The following is a 16050-nucleotide window of genomic DNA, read 5'->3' as shown; positions in this document are numbered from 1 at the left end:
CTCTTTTTTTTGCTTTCACCCTTTTATCCTACTTTCCTGACTTAGTCACACTTTACTGCTGCGGTCAATACCTTGTCGCTCGAGCTTCAGGTAAACTAGACGCATTGATTTTTCTCAGGAAACCAAGCAATGACCCAACAAGTTTCAGATCAGCATTCACAACGTATCGTCGCGATTGGGGGCGGACATGGTCTGGGACGCGTCTTATCGGCATTGGGGGACTATGGCGAGCAGGTAACAGGCATTGTCACCACAACCGATAACGGCGGGTCAACGGGTCGTATTCGCGCATGTCAAGGAGGGATAGCCTGGGGCGACATTCGTAACTGCCTCAACCAACTAATTACCGAGCCCTCGGTCGGCTCCATGCTGTTTGAATATCGCTTCAAAGGGAAAGGTGAGCTGAACGGTCATAATTTAGGTAACCTGATCCTGACGGCGCTGGATAACCTCTCAGTCCGTCCGCTGGAAGCCATCCAACTTATTCGCGATCTGCTAGATATCCGCCCCAATTTACTGCCGATGTCTGAGCACCCTTCTGAGCTTGCCGCGTTAACGCCAGCGGGCGAAACAGTGTCGGGGGAAACACACATTGATGAGCTAAGCGCGCCACCGACGCGTCTCTTTTTGTCCCCAACCGTCCCCGCGACCCGCGAAGCGATTGCGGCTATCGAGCACGCTGACTTGATTTTACTCGGCCCTGGCAGCTTTTTGACCAGTGTGATGCCGCCACTATTGGTCCCTGAACTCGGCCGTGCGTTAAAACATGCTCAGGCCAAGCTGGTGTTTATTAGGAACCTCGGCAAGGAAATCGGGCCAGCGGGCGAGATGCCTTTAGCAACGATGCTTTCCTGGTGCGAGCGCGCGATGGGCGGGAAAGAAATCGATGTTGTGATCGGAGAACAACACGCGCCGCAGCTCGCCACGCGTTACCAACAAAAAGAGGCCAGCTTGGCCTCTTCAAATCATCATTGGCGTCATGACAGGGATAAACTACGTCAAGCTATTGATGAAACTCTGCTCGACGGCCATTTCTCGGTAGGTAGAAGCCGTTCCTCGTAGCATTTCGGTTAGCTCATCTAAATGATGTGTCATCCACTCTTGTTGGCCTTGCTTGACCCGTGATTCACACTCACGCGCCATCTCGGCCAAATCATCCGCACCAAAACTGGCTGCACTGCTTTTTATCGCATGGCTGATCTCACGCACTTGCTCGATCGACGGAGAACCAGACAATTGAGAATGGTATTGCGATAGCTCATCGCTAAAAACAGTGAGCAAAGCCGTCACCGTATCCTCGCCTACTTCTGATTTCAGTCGACGTAATGTGTCAGTATTTACTGTGGTGGCCATACATCCATTCCTATCATTCATGCGCCGCAGATTTTTGCCAAGCTTGTAGCTTTCGATACAAGGTTGAAGGGCTAACTTCAAGTAACCCCGCTGCTTGCGGGATATTGCCATTACACACATCGATCGCGACTTCAATCGCCCGTTTTTCCGTTTTCCACAGTGGTTCTATATCGGCTTTCATCACCACTGGTGATGCTGGTTTGACGGGCTCGTGCGGCGCTAGTGCGCTGTTCGCCGCTTCCGATCGCGTGTTATCCCCTGTAGATGCAATTTCAACACCAGAAACGCGAGCGACTGGCGATGGTAGCATTTCTTTGCTGACTTCTTCGCCGTTATGCAACACCACAATGTTACGAATCACGTTTTGCAGCTGCCGAACATTGCCTGGCCAATCGTAGCGAAGGAGCTGCGTGGTCACTTCGTCACTAAAACGACAAAAATCTTTGCCTTCTTCCGCGGAAAACAAAGCAAGCAACGCATTGGCAATGGCGATGACGTCGTCTCCACGCTCTCTTAAAGGTGGCAACTCGAGTGGAATGACGTGCAAGCGGTAGTAGAGATCTTCCCGGAATTTCCCCTGCTGTACTTGGAGCCAGGGATCGCGGTTGGTGGCACAGACAAATCGAACATCCACTGACTTCACCTGCGAAGAGCCAACCTTTTGAAAACTCCCCGTTTGAATGAAACGTAGCAGTTTGGATTGCAAATCCATATCCATTTCGCAAATTTCATCCAAAAACAAGGTGCCACCATTGGCCATTTCTGCAGCCCCTTCGCGCTCGGACGCAGCGCCCGTAAAGGCTCCTTTCACATGGCCAAATAACTCACTTTCAATCAGATCTTTCGGAATCGCCGCGCAATTTAGTGCAATAATCGGCTTGTTACTTCGTGTACTGGCAGCATGAATCGCTTCTGCGCACACCTCTTTACCTGTCCCGCTTTCACCGGTAATAAACACCGTGGCTTTACTGGGTGCGGCCGATTCGATCACACGGTAGACCGCCTGCATCGGCAAGCTACGGCCAATGAACCCGTGGTATTCACTTTCCTGTTTAGTCGCTTTCTCCGGATGACTCGGCTTGGGTTTGAGCGACTTATTGACCGTGACACGCAACTGATCGGCTTCACATGGCTTGATCAAAAAGTCATTGGCACCATGACGCATCGCATCGACAGCGGCATCAATCGAACCGTGAGCGGTCATGATAATCACGGGTAAATCGGGCGCGACCGCACGCACTTTGGCAAGCACATCGATGCCCGACATATCTGGCAGGCGTAAATCTAAAATCATCAGTGCTAACTGGTCGCCTTCTTGCTCGAAAAAAGCCATCGCTTCCTGCCCCGTCCCTACAATGGTGACATCCACATCTAAGGGGTTAAGGTAGGATTTATATAACGCCGCCACCGACGCTGTATCTTCCACCATCAAAATTCGTTTACTGGGTGATAGTGCTGGCATGTATCCTCCAAGAATCGCATCGCGGCGTGTAGCGTTAACTCACTCAGTTGCACGAGCGTATGCGAAATGCGTTGCATTATGCAATTTTACAACCATTGTAGCGGGACGAGTCCGTTAAAACCACACGTTTTGTCGATGTAATGGCTATCTTTTATTTTTGGCACGCCAAATGCATCTATTCCAGTGACCCTCAGGGGTCACCTAGCCAACTGACGTTGTTTGTGAGTTTTCACTCACTGAAACACTGTAGCCAACCTGTCGTTTAGGTTGGCTTTTTTTTTACTTTCAAGCGGTGATTGTTCACCCCATTAACTATTAACAATAAACTGCTCACGCAGTGCTTGTAACTGATCTCGCAATTGTGCCGCGGTTTCAAACTCTAGGTTCTGCGCGGCCTCAAACATCTGACTTTCCAACTTTTTGATTTCAGCATCAATTTGTTGTGGTGACTTCAACGCATAATCCGCATCAGGCTCGGCAACGGCACGCAGCGATTTGGCTGCTGGTTTCGCAGGTTTACTCCGTTTACCCGTGCCTATCTCCATCACGTCCATCACTTTCTTGTTCAGTTTCTGTGGCGTGATGCCATGCGCCTCATTATGGGCAATTTGCTTAGCCCGGCGTCGCTCGGTTTCATCAATGGCGCGTTTCATCGATTTGGTCATCGAATCGCCATACAAAATCGCTTTGCCGTGAAGGTTACGTGCTGCGCGGCCAATGGTTTGAATCAACGAACGTTCAGAGCGTAAAAAGCCTTCTTTATCCGCGTCCAAAATCGCCACCAATGACACTTCCGGCATATCTAACCCTTCTCGCAGCAAGTTGATCCCAACTAACACATCAAACTCACCGAGGCGCAAGTCTCGAATGATTTCCATACGCTCCACCGTATCAATATCGGAGTGCAGATACCGCACGCGGACGTCATGTTCTTGCATATATTCGGTTAAGTCTTCAGCCATGCGCTTAGTCAGGGTCGTAACGAGTACGCGCTCGTCTCGCTCACGACGGGCGCGTACTTCGGAGAGCAAATCATCAACTTGGGTGGCCACCGGACGTACTTCTATTTCAGGGTCGATAAGCCCCGTTGGACGCACGACTTGATCAATGATATCCGAGCCCGATTTTTCAGCTTCATAGTTACCCGGCGTGGCAGAGACATACACGGTTTGTGGTGCCAGTGCCTCGAACTCATCAAATTTTAGCGGTCGGTTATCCAACGCTGAAGGCAGCCGAAATCCATAGTCCACCAAGGTCTCTTTACGCGAGCGATCGCCCTTGTACATGGCACCAATTTGCGACACCGTGACGTGCGACTCGTCGATGATCAACAGTCCATCGGCGGGTAAATAATCAAACAAGGTCGGTGGTGGTTCGCCTTCTGCGCGGCCACTCAAATAACGCGAGTAGTTTTCGATACCCGAGCAATAGCCCAACTCGTTCATCATCTCTATATCAAACTGCGTTCGCTGAGTGATCCGCTGCTCTTCCAGCAGTTTATTGTGCTCAAGCAGTGTTTTTTTACGGTCCGCTAACTCCACTTTTATCTGCTCGACCGCTTCGAGGATCCGCTCGCGCGGTGTCACATAGTGCGTTTTAGGATAGATGGTGCATCGAGGCATATCTTTGACACTCACCTGCCCGGTTAAGGGATCAAACATACTAATGGTTTCCACCTCGTCGTCAAACAGCTCTACCCGTATGGCATCTTTGTCTGACTCGGCCGGAAAGATATCGATGACTTCTCCGCGAACGCGAAACGTTCCACGCTCAAAAGCTAAATCATTGCGGGTGTACTGCAATTCAGCGAGGCGTTGTAAGATAGTGCGCTGGTCTAAAAAGTCACCACGACGGATGTGAAGCATCATTTTTAAATATGAATCGGGGTCGCCCAACCCATAAATGGCAGAGACCGACGCCACAATCACCACATCACGGCGTTCCATCAACGCTTTTGTCGCCGACAAGCGCATCTGTTCAACATGATCATTAATCGATGCATCTTTCTCTATGAAGGTGTCCGTCGAAGGGACATACGCCTCTGGTTGATAATAATCGTAGTAAGAGACGAAATACTCCACCGCATTATCAGGGAAAAACTCGCGCATCTCTCCGTAGAGCTGCGCCGCCAAGGTTTTATTGGGGGCCAATATCATCGTCGGACGATTAAGCTCAGCAATGACATTGGCCATGGTGAAGGTTTTCCCCGACCCTGTTACCCCCAGCAGTGTTTGATGGGCAAGACCGGCCTCTAATCCTTCACACAGGCGATGAATGGCCTCAGGCTGATCCCCTGATGGTTTAAAAGCAGAGTGCAGTGTAAATGTTTTACTCATGAAACTATCCTGTTAGGGGCTGACCACTGTGTCTAGATTGGGGCGCTAACGCGAAAAGCCTATTGTCCTGACTCGCCCTACGGAGTCAACGACTGCGGTTCATTACTCGCAAGATAATCATTGCGATCTTTTTCTCATTGAATGCTTGATCTCACTATGGCTCCTAGGTAATCTATCTGTCCTCTTTTGGCATGCATTCACTGCATCCAGCCTCTACACGAAGACAAAGCGCTAAGCAAAGAAAACGCTAACTAAAGATAGTGCGATAAAAATAAATCCTCTAAATCACGTGTTTTCGTGCGTATCTCTGCCCAATACTCTCTAGTACGACCGTTTTATCCCCGATACTCAGGGGGTGAACACATAGCGACCTGTGCATAATCCCCAACAGTTTTTTTTTCAATCTTATTGCGTTAAACAAACAAAAACCATTAAAAATAAACACGTTATATATTTGTTTATGCGTATCACCACTGCGTCAAGCTGGTAGAAAATCAGTCATCGCGTGAGTTGATCAGGATCCACACACATGGTTATCCACAGAATCTGTGGGTAACCGCTGAGAGCCCTTTCATAATCGGCCGTATAAAAAGTCAAGATAAAATTAGCCGCCATGCTTAATCAATCGCCACTATGGTGTTTTTATCCTCGTCGATGGCTAGCTTTTCAGCAGTCGATTGAAAAGATAGATTTTATTGCTTTTCATCAGTTGACACCTTTCAAGGCGCTCGCTAACATTCGCTCCGTTCTCAAGGCAATTCCCCCTTAGTTCAGTTGGTAGAACGGCGGACTGTTAATCCGTATGTCGCAGGTTCGAATCCCGCAGGGGGAGCCATCTATCTTGAGATAAGATAGACATTGCAAAAGTGAGCACCCGTTCTGCTGCGCAGAATATGTCGCAGGACTAGGCGTCCCCGTCTAATCCCGCAGGGGGAGCCATCTTCTTGAGACACCACACCACAGAGCACAATAGCAACACAATTCCCCCATAGTTCAGTTGGTAGAACGGCGGACTGTTAATCCGTATGTCACTGGTTCGAGTCCAGTTGGGGGAGCCAATTTTATGTCTCTCTTCTCCTTGACCTATCCTACTTTCTCCGTGATCTCATCACACACTCTTACCGTGATCGAACACGCTACGCTGCCACTATCCCTAGAATAAGGTACGCGTAAAGCGTCACTAACAGCTTACAGCGAACCAAGCAAAAACCCTGCGTAATGGCGGTTGTTATAGCCGCTTCAAAGGTCGATAATAGGCAGATCACAAAAACATTAAATGATTAAACAGCATGGCTGAGTATTTGTTGCTACTGGTGGGCACGGTATTGGTCAATAACTTCGTACTGGTGGAGTTTTTGGGCTTGTGTCCATTCATGGGCGTATCAAAAAAACTGGAAACAGCAATTGGGATGGGGCTTGCCACAACCTTTGTGTTGACCTTGGCATCAGTGAGCTCGTATCTGGTTGAAACCTATATTCTGATCCCACTTGATCTCGGATACCTGCGTACACTGAGCTTTATCTTAGTGATTGCGGTGGTGGTGCAGTTCACGGAGATGGTGGTGCATAAAACCAGCCCAACACTGCACCGGCTATTGGGTGTATTTTTGCCCTTGATCACCTCCAACTGCGCAGTGTTAGGCGTCGCTCTACTCAACGTTAAGCAACAGCACAGTTTTATCGAGTCGATTATTTATGGCTTTGGTGCGGCGTGTGGTTTCTCGTTGGTGCTGGTTTTATTCGCTGCAATGCGTGAGCGCATTGCGGCCGCTGACGTCCCGGCACCTTTTAAAGGCGCGTCCGTGGCGATGATTACTGCAGGATTAATGTCGCTCGCCTTTATGGGCTTTACAGGACTGGTGACTTTATCATGAGTGGAATAGTGATAGCGGTGATAGTGCTTGCCGCGCTTGCCGCCATATTCGGTGCAATTCTCGGTTTCGCCTCGATTCGCTTCAAGGTGGAGGCGGATCCGATTGTCGATCAAATTGATGCCATTCTGCCGCAAACGCAATGTGGCCAGTGCGGTTACCCTGGCTGTCGTCCCTATGCGGAAGCCATTGCCAATGGTGACGAGATTAACAAATGTCCACCAGGTGGTCAGCAAACCATTGAAAACTTGGCTGATTTGATGGGTGTCGAAGCGACCGAACTCGCCCACGATGAAGAAAAAAGTATCAAAACCGTTGCCTTCATTCATGAAGAAGATTGCATTGGCTGCACTAAATGCATTCAGGCCTGTCCGGTCGATGCCATTGTGGGCAGCACCAAAGCGATGCATACCGTGATCGAGCAAGATTGTACTGGGTGTGATTTATGTGTCGCCCCCTGTCCGACCGACTGTATTGAAATGATCCCCGTTCAGGACACGCCCGAAACCTGGAAATGGAAGCTTGAACAAATTCCCGTTGTAGATGTTACTGAGAGTCAGAGAGCACGCGCCTGATGGACAGCCTTATCGAACAAATAAAACATGGCCAGATCTGGGATTTCCATGGTGGCATTCATCCGCCTGAGCATAAAACCCAGTCGAATCAGGGGGCCATTTTAGAAAAGATTCTCCCTACCGAGCTTGTTATACCGCTCAAGCAGCATATTGGCAGTAAGGGCAAACTATGCGTGAGCCAGGGCGATCAGGTATTCGCGGGACAAGCCCTCACTGAGACAGATATTCAACAATGTGTGCCGGTACATGCACCGACATCAGGCACCGTGATTGCTATCGAAGATAGAACCATTGCGCATCCCTCAGGCTTGTCCGACCGTTGCGTGGTCATTCAGCCCGATGGCAAAGATACGTGGAGACCTAAGCCTGCCCTACCGGCCTATCAAACTCAGCCGCCCGAGCAATTGATCGATCATATCCGCTCTATGGGCATTGCGGGAATGGGAGGCGCAGGCTTTCCAACCGCAAGAAAGCTACAAAGTGGCTTGGCCAGAACAGAAGTCCTTATCATCAACGCCGCAGAATGTGAGCCTTATATCACCGCCGACGATCGGCTGATGCAAGATTGCGCCGATGAAATCGTCGCAGGGATACAGATTCTTAATCACATTGTTAAGCCTAAGCTGACCGTGATTGGCATTGAAGATAATAAGCCAGAGGCTATCGCGGCGCTTAAAGCTGCGGTGAAAGCCGTCGATGAGGACATACTCATCCAGGTCGTCCCTACCAAGTATCCATCTGGCGGTGAAAAGCAACTGATTCAAATCATTACCGGGAAAGAAGTCCCTGCCAAAGCCTTTCCCGCTAGTATTGGCGTGCTTATGCAAAACATCGGGACCATCTATGCGATCAAACGTGCCGTGTTAGATGGCGAGCCGCTGATTAAGCGTGTGGTCACCTTGACCGGGAAAACGCTCAAAACCCAGCAAAATCGGTGGGCGCTTCTCGGCACGCCAATTGGCGAGCTTTTGGAACACCATGGCTATAAGGCAGAGAAAAAACAGCCACGGGTGATCATTGGTGGCCCGATGATGGGCTTTACCGTCCCACACGCACAAGTGCCGGTAACCAAAACCACTAACTGTGTGCTGGTGCCAACGCGCAAGGAAATAGCGCCTGCCAAGCAAGAAATGGCCTGCATTCGTTGCAGTGCCTGTGCCGATGTTTGTCCCGCTCACCTTTTACCTCAGCAATTGCAGTGGTATGCCAAAGATCAGGACTACGACAAGTGCCAAGACTATGATCTCTTCGATTGTATTGAATGCGGCGCTTGTGCCTATGTGTGTCCCAGTGAAATCCCGCTGGTGCAATACTATCGCCAGGCCAAAGCGGAAATTCGTGAAATTGAAGCGGAAAAAGAAGCCGCGGAGCGCGCGCGTCAGCGCTTTGAAGCCAAAAAAGCGCGCATGGAACGTGAAAAGCAGGAGCGAGAAGAAAAACATCGCAAAGCCGCAGAGCGTCGCAAAAAAGCCGCGCAACAAAACACGGGCTCCGATGATGCGCTTAACGCTGCAGTGGAGCGGGTGAAGGCGAAAAAAGCCGCGCAGTCGGCATCGAGCGATGTCAAACCTGCCGTGGCGGCGGCAATCGCCCGAGCGAAAGCGAAACAGGCCGAAGCGGCAAAAACCGGCAGTGATGAGCCAGACAACAGTGAAATGATGAAGTTGCGTGAGGAGCGCAAACGGCAAGCACGTGAACGTAAGGCGGCCAAAGAGGCGCAAAAAGCCTCAGAGGCCACCGATTCACAGGCAATCCCCGACAGCCAAGACGGCAAGAAGGACGCCGTCGCCGCCGCGGTTGCCCGCGCCAAAGCACGTAAAGCGGCGCAGCAAGGCGACACCAAGGCACAATCTGCAACAGCTGCCGATACGCAATCCGATGCTGCAGACACCACGCCGGCCGCTGACGAGGCTAACGACAAAAAAGACGCCGTCGCCGCCGCGGTTGCCCGCGCCAAAGCGCGTAAAGCGGCGCAGCAAGGCGATGCCAAGCCACAACCTGAGACGGCTGCCGATACGCCATCCGACGCTGCGGACACCGCGCCGGCAGCTGACGAGGCTAACGACAAAAAAGCGGCCGTCGCGGCCGCCGTTGCCCGCGCCAAAGCACGTAAAGCGGCGCAGCAAGGCGACACCAAGCCACAACCAGAGACAGCTGCCGATACGCCATCCGATGCTGCAGACACCGCGCCGGCCGCTGACGAGGCTAACGACAAAAAAGCCGCCGTCGCCGCCGCGGTTGCGCGCGCTAAAGCGCGTAAAGCGGCGCAGCAAGGCGACACCAAGCCACAACCTGAGACGGCTGCCGATACGCCATCCGACGCTGCAGACACCACGCCGGCAGCTGACGAGGCTAACGACAAAAAAGCGGCTGTCGCGGCCGCCGTTGCCCGCGCCAAAGCGCGTAAAGCGGCGCAGCAAGGCGACACCAAGCCACAACCTGAGACAGCTGCCGATACGTCATCCGACGCTGCAGACACCACGCCGGCAGCTGACGAGGCTAACGACAAAAAAGCCGCCGTCGCCGCCGCGGTTGCCCGAGCCAAAGCACGTAAAGCGGCACAACAATCACAAGAAGATAAGGAATAACCCTCGTGGCGTTTTTCATCGCAAGTTCACCACACGCCCATAACAAACGTTCCACCAGCCATCTTATGCTGACGGTGCTCCTCTGTGCCCTACCCGGTTTGGCCGCACAGTGGTATTTCTTCGGCTGGGGCGTGCTGGTTCAATTAACCTTGGCAGTTATCACGGCATGGTCAACCGAAGCGCTGGTGATGCGGCTACGACGTCGCCCCGTAATGGCTTACCTGCGTGACAACAGTGCCCTCCTCACCGCGTTTTTGTTGGCGGTCGCGATCCCGCCAATGGCACCTTGGTGGGTGATCGTCATAGGTACCGCGTTTTCGATTATTGTTGCCAAGCATATCTACGGCGGATTAGGACAGAACCTCTTCAACCCTGCCATGGTTGGCTATGTGGTACTGCTCATCGCTTTTCCAGTGCAAATGACCACCTGGTTACCACCGGAGAGTCTCGCCACCCATAGCTTGACCATTGCCGATACGCTCGCGGCAATTTTTGGCGGCTATACCTTAGATGGCTTTAGCGTCAACCAATTGCGTATGACCGTGGATGGCGCCACCATGGCAACGCCTCTGGATACCATAAAAACGGCACTGGCCGGCGGCCAAACTGTGAGTGAAGCCTTGCAGCAGCCCATTTTCTCAGCGCTAGGCGGTAAAGGTTGGGCGTGGGTCAACACGCTTTATCTCCTCGGCGGTTTGGTGCTGATCCAACGTGGCATTATCAATTGGCATATTCCGGTCGCGGTACTCGCCGCCTTACTTGCATGCTCATTGCTCGGCCACCTGATCGCGCCGGATCAACTCGCCTCGCCTCTGATCCATTTGTTATCCGGTGCCACCATGCTCGGGGCATTTTTTATCGCCACCGATCCGGTTTCTGCTTCCACGACCGACAGGGGCCGCTTATGGTTTGGGGGCCTAATTGGCGTATTGGTCTATTTAATCCGTACGTGGGGCGGCTACCCTGATGGGATCGCATTTGCGGTGATCATTGCCAACTTGTGCGTCCCTTTGATTGATTATTACACCAAGCCAAGAACGTATGGACATGCCACAAACCGTGCAGAGAAGAAGTCAAAGTCATGATTGAGACCATAAAAAAACATGGGGGCATTCTCGCAATCGCTGCCCTCTTGTCGACAGCACTGGTTGCGGTCACTCACGCACTGACCGAAGACACCATTAAAGAGCAGCAGCAAATCCAATTATCAAAGGCGCTCAATCAGGTGATCCCTGAAGACAGGCACGATAATGCACTGCATCAAAGCTGTCGCCTTGTCGAAAATAAGGACGCCTTGGGGACCGATGACGCGCTGCCTTTTTATGTTGCCACCCTCAACGGTGAGGTCAGTGCCGTTGCCATCCAAGCCATCGCCCCTAATGGCTACAATGGTGCTATCAAGGTCTTGATCGGTATGGACGCGACTAGCCACCAGGTGCTGGGCGTAAGGGTTCTCGAGCATAACGAAACCCCAGGGCTGGGTGATAAAGTGAGCTTGCGGGTGTCAGATTGGATCCATAGCTTTAGCGGCAAAACCGTCACCAGTGAGGATGATGCGCGCTGGGCGGTGAAAAAAGACGGCGGGCAGTTTGATCAGTTTACCGGTGCCACCATTACCCCGCGCGCGGTTGTCGGCGCCGTCAAAAAGGCGGCTTGGTTTGTGAGTCAACGCCAAGAAGCGCTGATCAACCAACCAGTTAATTGCGGAGGAGCATCATGAATAGCGCCCACAAAGAGCTAATGAAAAATGGCTTGTGGAGTAATAACCCAGCGTTTGTGCAGTTATTGGGGCTGTGTCCACTGTTGGCGGTATCCGCTACCGTCACCAATGCACTTGGCCTAGGGATCGCCACCTTGGCCGTACTCGTTGGCTCTAATTTAATTGTGTCACTGATCCGAGACTGGGTACCTAAAGAGGTACGGATTCCTATTTTCGTGATGGTGATTGCTTCACTGGTGACCTGTGTGCAACTGGTCATGAATGCGTATGCTTACGGCCTTTATCAATCACTGGGGATTTTTATCCCCTTGATTGTCACCAACTGTATTATCATCGGCCGTGCCGAAGCCTTTGCCTCCAAAAATCCTGTTGGCTTGTCAGTGAGCGATGGTTTTTGGATGGGCACCGGCATGACAGCAGCCTTGGTGGTACTCGGCGCTATTCGCGAAATCATCGGCAATGGCACCTTGTTTGATGGCGCCGACCTCTTGCTCGGTGATTGGGCTGCCGCACTGCGGATTGAAATTTTTCAATTCGACACCAAGTTTCTACTAGCGATATTGCCACCGGGCGCATTTCTCGCGGTCGGCTTTCTGATCGCGTTGAAGAACATCATTGATACACACCTTGCCAGTAAAACAGAAAAAGACGACAAGCCAGTGATTGAGCGCGCGCGTGTGACGGGTAATCAATGATCGACAGGATAGGATAAATGAATAAAGAAAAACGACGGCAAATTCTGGAACGCCTGCGCGATAACAACCCAAACCCGCAAACGGAACTCAATTGGTCAACCCCTTTCGAGTTGCTAATCGCGGTGTTACTGTCTGCGCAAGCAACCGATGTGAGTGTCAATAAAGCCACCGATAAACTCTACCCGGTGGCCAATACGCCCGAAGGGCTACTGGCATTGGGCGTGGATGGGGTGAAGTCCTATATCAAAAATATTGGCCTGTTTAATTCCAAAGCCGAGAACGTGATTAAAACTTGCCGCGCCTTGATTGAACAACACCATGGCGAGGTACCAGAAAGTAGAGAGGCGCTAGAAGCCCTGCCCGGCGTGGGACGCAAAACCGCTAATGTGGTACTCAACACCGCGTTTGGTTGGCCCACCATCGCTGTCGATACCCACATTTTTCGCGTGTCCAATCGTACCAAGTTCGCGATGGGTAAAAACGTCAATGACGTAGAAGAAAAACTGATCAAGGTGGTGCCGAAAGAATTTAAGGTCGATGTGCACCACTGGCTAATTCTGCATGGACGCTACACCTGCCTGGCACGAAAACCTCGCTGTGGCAGTTGCATCATTGAAGATTTATGTGAGTACAAAGAAAAAGTTTATCCAGATAGCTAACGCCATCGAGGGCGAGCACTGGCAAGCAAAAAAGGAGCAACGTCATGTCAAACGGCAGAATTCTACACACCATGATCCGCGTCGGTGATCTGGACCGTGCTATCAAGTTTTACACCGAAGTGATGGGAATGCGTTTGTTACGCACCAATGAAAATGAGCAGTATAAATATAGCCTCGCGTTTGTCGGCTATAGCGACGAATCAGAAGGTGCCGTGATTGAGCTGACCTATAACTGGGGTGAAAGCGAGTACGATCACGGTAACGCCTTTGGCCATATCGCCATTGGGGTCGATGATGTTTACGCAACTTGCGATCAAATCCGCCAAGCAGGTGGCAACATCACCCGTGAGCCAGGCCCAGTCAAAGGCGGTAGTACTGAAATCGCCTTCGTGACTGACCCTGATGGTTACAAGCTCGAGCTGATCCAGAACAAAAGTGCCTCTGCGGGCCTGAACGGCTAACACAGCAAGACAGGTCAAAATGAAAAGCCCGGCGCACGAGATGCCGGGCTTTTTTGTGCTGTCTTTGTGTTATCGGGGGACAAACGCTGTCTGAGATAACCTCTGTGGCCGTCGTCTACAACAAAGTTCTTCCTAACGAAATCACCACACGGCGGTTTTTGCTGCGTCCAATCGGGTTATCGTTGTCGGCAATCGGGCGACGTTCGCCATAAGCCTCAACGGTAATTCTATCTTCTGGCAAGCCCAGCGAGGTGAAGTAGTCGCGCAATTTCTTCGCCCGCCGCTCCGACATTTGCTGGTTGGCTTCACGGGTGCCTCGTGCATCTGAATAGGTCGCCACTAACACCAAATCGATATCGTCGCTGTAACGAACAAACTCGGCTATCTGCGTGAGTCGCTGGCGGCTGGCTTTGGTCAACTCATCGCTATTTTCTTGGTAGCGCAACACCGTAAAAGAAATATCCTCAAACGCATAAGGCAACAGCTTATTCAGACATCGGCTGAATTCATTATATGGCGAGCCAAATGCCACCGCCGATAGCGCCACATCTATCTGCTGCCGCTGACGCCGCCAATCTTTAAAGCTAAATGTCGGAAATCGACCTGCCTCTAACTCACTCAGCATCGCCCAAGCCGTTTGACCGCCCACATAACCATTGAATTGCTTGAAAAATTTGAGCTGGTCCATATAACGTGCCGGCTCCCCGGGCATCCAGTCAGCGGGCATGGAAAGCAGCGACACCGGCGCGGTCTCTCCCATGGGCCGCTGCATATCGAGTGAGAAATCGAGATTCATGTCTTTGCTCGCCCGCGACGTAAACGAGGCCTGCCCGTACCCTGGCACGTCATGCTCTAGCCGACACTCGATTGGCGTATCAATCGTCACTGTCCAGTTTGACTCCCCCAAGGATGCCACGTACTGCTTGTTGGCAGACGCTTGGTTGGGCAGAAGCAGACCAACACATGACAACACCACCACAAAGCGCCATTTTATTAAATCAACAGGACAAAACGCCATTACAGACTCCGTACGTCGCGTGATTCTGTCTTCACGCACAGTTTACTGCTTGCAAGGTTGCGTACGTCACCGCTAGGACAGTGACCGAAACATGACTAAGACACAAACAAATGATTATAAAGTTATCGACGCGTGACACGCCGACTTTAGCTTAACGCCACTATTTGCGATAATCACGCTTTTCTTATTGTTAGTAAAGTGACATCAGCATGAGCCAAGCAAGTGATCCAAACAGTCTCAAAGCCCGATTCCGTGGTTATTTCCCTGTCGTTGTCGACGTTGAGACAGCCGGCTTCAATGCCCAAACCGATGCACTGCTAGAAATATGTGCCGTGACCCTAAAAATGGATGAGCAGGGGTGGCTAATGCCAGACAAAAAGCTGCACTTTCATGTCACCCCTTTTGAAGGTGCCAACCTAGAGCCCGCCGCTCTAGAGTTCACTGGCATCCGTGACCCTTATAGCCCACTACGTGGCGCGGTTGATGAGGGCGAGGCCTTGCGGGAAATCTTTAAGCTGATCCGTAAAGAGCAAAAAGCGGTAGAGTGCCAACGCACCATTATGGTCGCCCACAATGCCAATTTCGATCATAGCTTTGTAATGGCCGCCGCCGAGCGTGCAAAGCTCAAGCGTAACCCGTTCCACCCTTTCGCCACCTTTGATACCGCCGCCCTGAGTGGACTGGCGCTCGGGCAAACGGTATTGGCGAAAGCCTGCCAAGCGGCGCAGATCCCGTTCGATAATAAAGAGGCGCATAGTGCGCTCTATGATACCGAGCGCACCGCTGAGCTATTCTGTGAAATCGTCAATCGTTGGAAACGTTTAGGCGGTTGGCCGCTTCCCTCCACCTCGGAGAGCACAGCGTCCCCCTCTACCTAATCACGCTGATGTAAAGATCACATGCGCGCAGCCAGGTCGGCAACAACGCAACCTTTGCGTTGCGACCGACCCTGGTTAATTGACGCCAAACGTATTCACAAACCACAAAAAGTTCTGCTTAGACTTGTTAACAACTTGTTTGCGGTCACATTTTTGTGATCTTATTTTGGTCTTTATTTCGTTATCAGACTAACCACTATTAAACAGGCACATAAGGAGTGAGCGACAAAATAAAAATGTAAAAATCACGTTAAATAGGGGCTGAACATAGTTATTACTCAAATAGAGTTTTTACTTAAAACAACCGATAGAAACAATGTCAGCCTAACCAGGTGAAATACCGTGTTACCCGTTTTGAAACCAACCTTTAACAAACGTGAAATTGGTGCCACTATTGAACCTGTAGAACATCCGACCACTTCTCACGCCCACGT

At 51.3% G+C, this 16050-nt stretch carries 14 protein-coding genes and 2 tRNA genes; 12 read left to right on the top strand and 4 right to left on the bottom strand.

Features of this window, described 5'->3' with window-relative positions; translation table 11 throughout:
* The first annotated feature begins 129 nt into the window (after window positions 1-129).
* Window positions 130-1062, top strand: a complete 933-nt coding sequence (yvcK, locus tag BZG13_RS02840) for a uridine diphosphate-N-acetylglucosamine-binding protein YvcK (protein WP_077484810.1) — start codon at window positions 130-132, stop codon at window positions 1060-1062.
* Here yvcK and BZG13_RS02835 read toward each other — a convergent pair.
* The 3 genes from BZG13_RS02835 to uvrB all read right to left on the bottom strand — a co-directional run bounded on the left by BZG13_RS02835 (window position 994) and on the right by uvrB (window position 5151).
* Complete coding sequence (locus BZG13_RS02835; RefSeq protein ID WP_069361189.1) at window positions 994-1353, bottom strand: Hpt domain-containing protein; 360 nt, start codon at window positions 1351-1353, stop codon at window positions 994-996. The genes yvcK and BZG13_RS02835 overlap by 69 nt on opposite strands.
* A gap of 13 nt (window positions 1354-1366) precedes the next feature.
* On the bottom strand, window positions 1367-2815 hold the full coding sequence (gene luxO, locus BZG13_RS02830) for a quorum-sensing sigma-54 dependent transcriptional regulator LuxO (RefSeq protein ID WP_241824766.1): 1449 nt from the start codon (window positions 2813-2815) through the stop codon (window positions 1367-1369).
* 308 nt (window positions 2816-3123) lie between these two features.
* A complete protein-coding gene (uvrB, locus tag BZG13_RS02825; protein ID WP_077484808.1) occupies window positions 3124-5151 on the bottom strand; it encodes an excinuclease ABC subunit UvrB in 2028 nt (675 codons plus the stop codon).
* Window positions 5152-5910: 759 nt separating this feature from the next.
* Between uvrB and BZG13_RS02820 the strand changes: the two genes are divergently transcribed.
* The 10 genes from BZG13_RS02820 (at window position 5911) to gloA (ending at window position 13720) form a co-directional block, all read left to right on the top strand.
* Window positions 5911-5986, top strand: a tRNA-Asn gene (locus tag BZG13_RS02820).
* 147 nt (window positions 5987-6133) lie between these two features.
* Window positions 6134-6209, top strand: a tRNA-Asn gene (locus tag BZG13_RS02815).
* A gap of 231 nt (window positions 6210-6440) precedes the next feature.
* The gene (gene rsxA, locus BZG13_RS02810) at window positions 6441-7025 is read left to right on the top strand and encodes an electron transport complex subunit RsxA (RefSeq protein WP_046075315.1); all 585 of its coding nucleotides are present in this window, start codon (window positions 6441-6443) and stop codon (window positions 7023-7025) included.
* Entirely contained in the window at window positions 7022-7597 is a 576-nt protein-coding gene (rsxB, locus tag BZG13_RS02805; RefSeq protein WP_077484805.1) for an electron transport complex subunit RsxB, read from the top strand. The genes rsxA and rsxB overlap by 4 nt, the downstream gene beginning before the upstream one ends.
* Window positions 7597-10185, top strand: coding sequence for an electron transport complex subunit RsxC (rsxC, locus tag BZG13_RS02800; RefSeq protein WP_077484803.1), 2589 nt, complete (start codon window positions 7597-7599; stop codon window positions 10183-10185). The genes rsxB and rsxC overlap by 1 nt, the downstream gene beginning before the upstream one ends.
* Before the next feature lie 5 nt (window positions 10186-10190).
* Window positions 10191-11270: an electron transport complex subunit RsxD gene (rsxD, locus tag BZG13_RS02795; RefSeq protein WP_069362004.1), complete on the top strand. Its 1080-nt coding sequence runs from the start codon at window positions 10191-10193 to the stop codon at window positions 11268-11270.
* Entirely contained in the window at window positions 11267-11905 is a 639-nt protein-coding gene (gene rsxG / locus BZG13_RS02790; RefSeq protein ID WP_077484801.1) for an electron transport complex subunit RsxG, read from the top strand. The genes rsxD and rsxG overlap by 4 nt, the downstream gene beginning before the upstream one ends.
* The gene (locus BZG13_RS02785) at window positions 11902-12600 is read left to right on the top strand and encodes an electron transport complex subunit E (protein WP_069362006.1); all 699 of its coding nucleotides are present in this window, start codon (window positions 11902-11904) and stop codon (window positions 12598-12600) included. Before rsxG ends, BZG13_RS02785 begins: the two co-directional genes overlap by 4 nt.
* Before the next feature lie 17 nt (window positions 12601-12617).
* A complete protein-coding gene (gene nth / locus BZG13_RS02780; RefSeq protein ID WP_046075309.1) occupies window positions 12618-13259 on the top strand; it encodes an endonuclease III in 642 nt (213 codons plus the stop codon).
* Between the two features lie 44 nt (window positions 13260-13303).
* The gene (gene gloA, locus BZG13_RS02775; protein WP_046075308.1) at window positions 13304-13720 is read left to right on the top strand and encodes a lactoylglutathione lyase; all 417 of its coding nucleotides are present in this window, start codon (window positions 13304-13306) and stop codon (window positions 13718-13720) included.
* Between the two features lie 115 nt (window positions 13721-13835).
* On the opposite strand, the gene motY is transcribed toward gloA, so the two are convergent.
* Window positions 13836-14738, bottom strand: a complete 903-nt coding sequence (gene motY, locus BZG13_RS02770) for a flagellar protein MotY (protein ID WP_077484799.1) — start codon at window positions 14736-14738, stop codon at window positions 13836-13838.
* Window positions 14739-14947: 209 nt separating this feature from the next.
* On the opposite strand from motY, the gene rnt reads away from it, so the two are divergent.
* Entirely contained in the window at window positions 14948-15616 is a 669-nt protein-coding gene (gene rnt, locus BZG13_RS02765) for a ribonuclease T (RefSeq protein WP_077484797.1), read from the top strand.
* Window positions 15617-16050 lie beyond the last annotated feature (434 nt).

It is taken from the genome of Salinivibrio sp. ML323 (assembly GCF_001995745.1).
Lineage (GTDB): Bacteria > Pseudomonadota > Gammaproteobacteria > Enterobacterales > Vibrionaceae > Salinivibrio > Salinivibrio kushneri.
The sequence above is the reverse complement of the archived record's forward strand: the minus strand, read 5'-3'. Positions and strand labels throughout refer to the sequence as shown.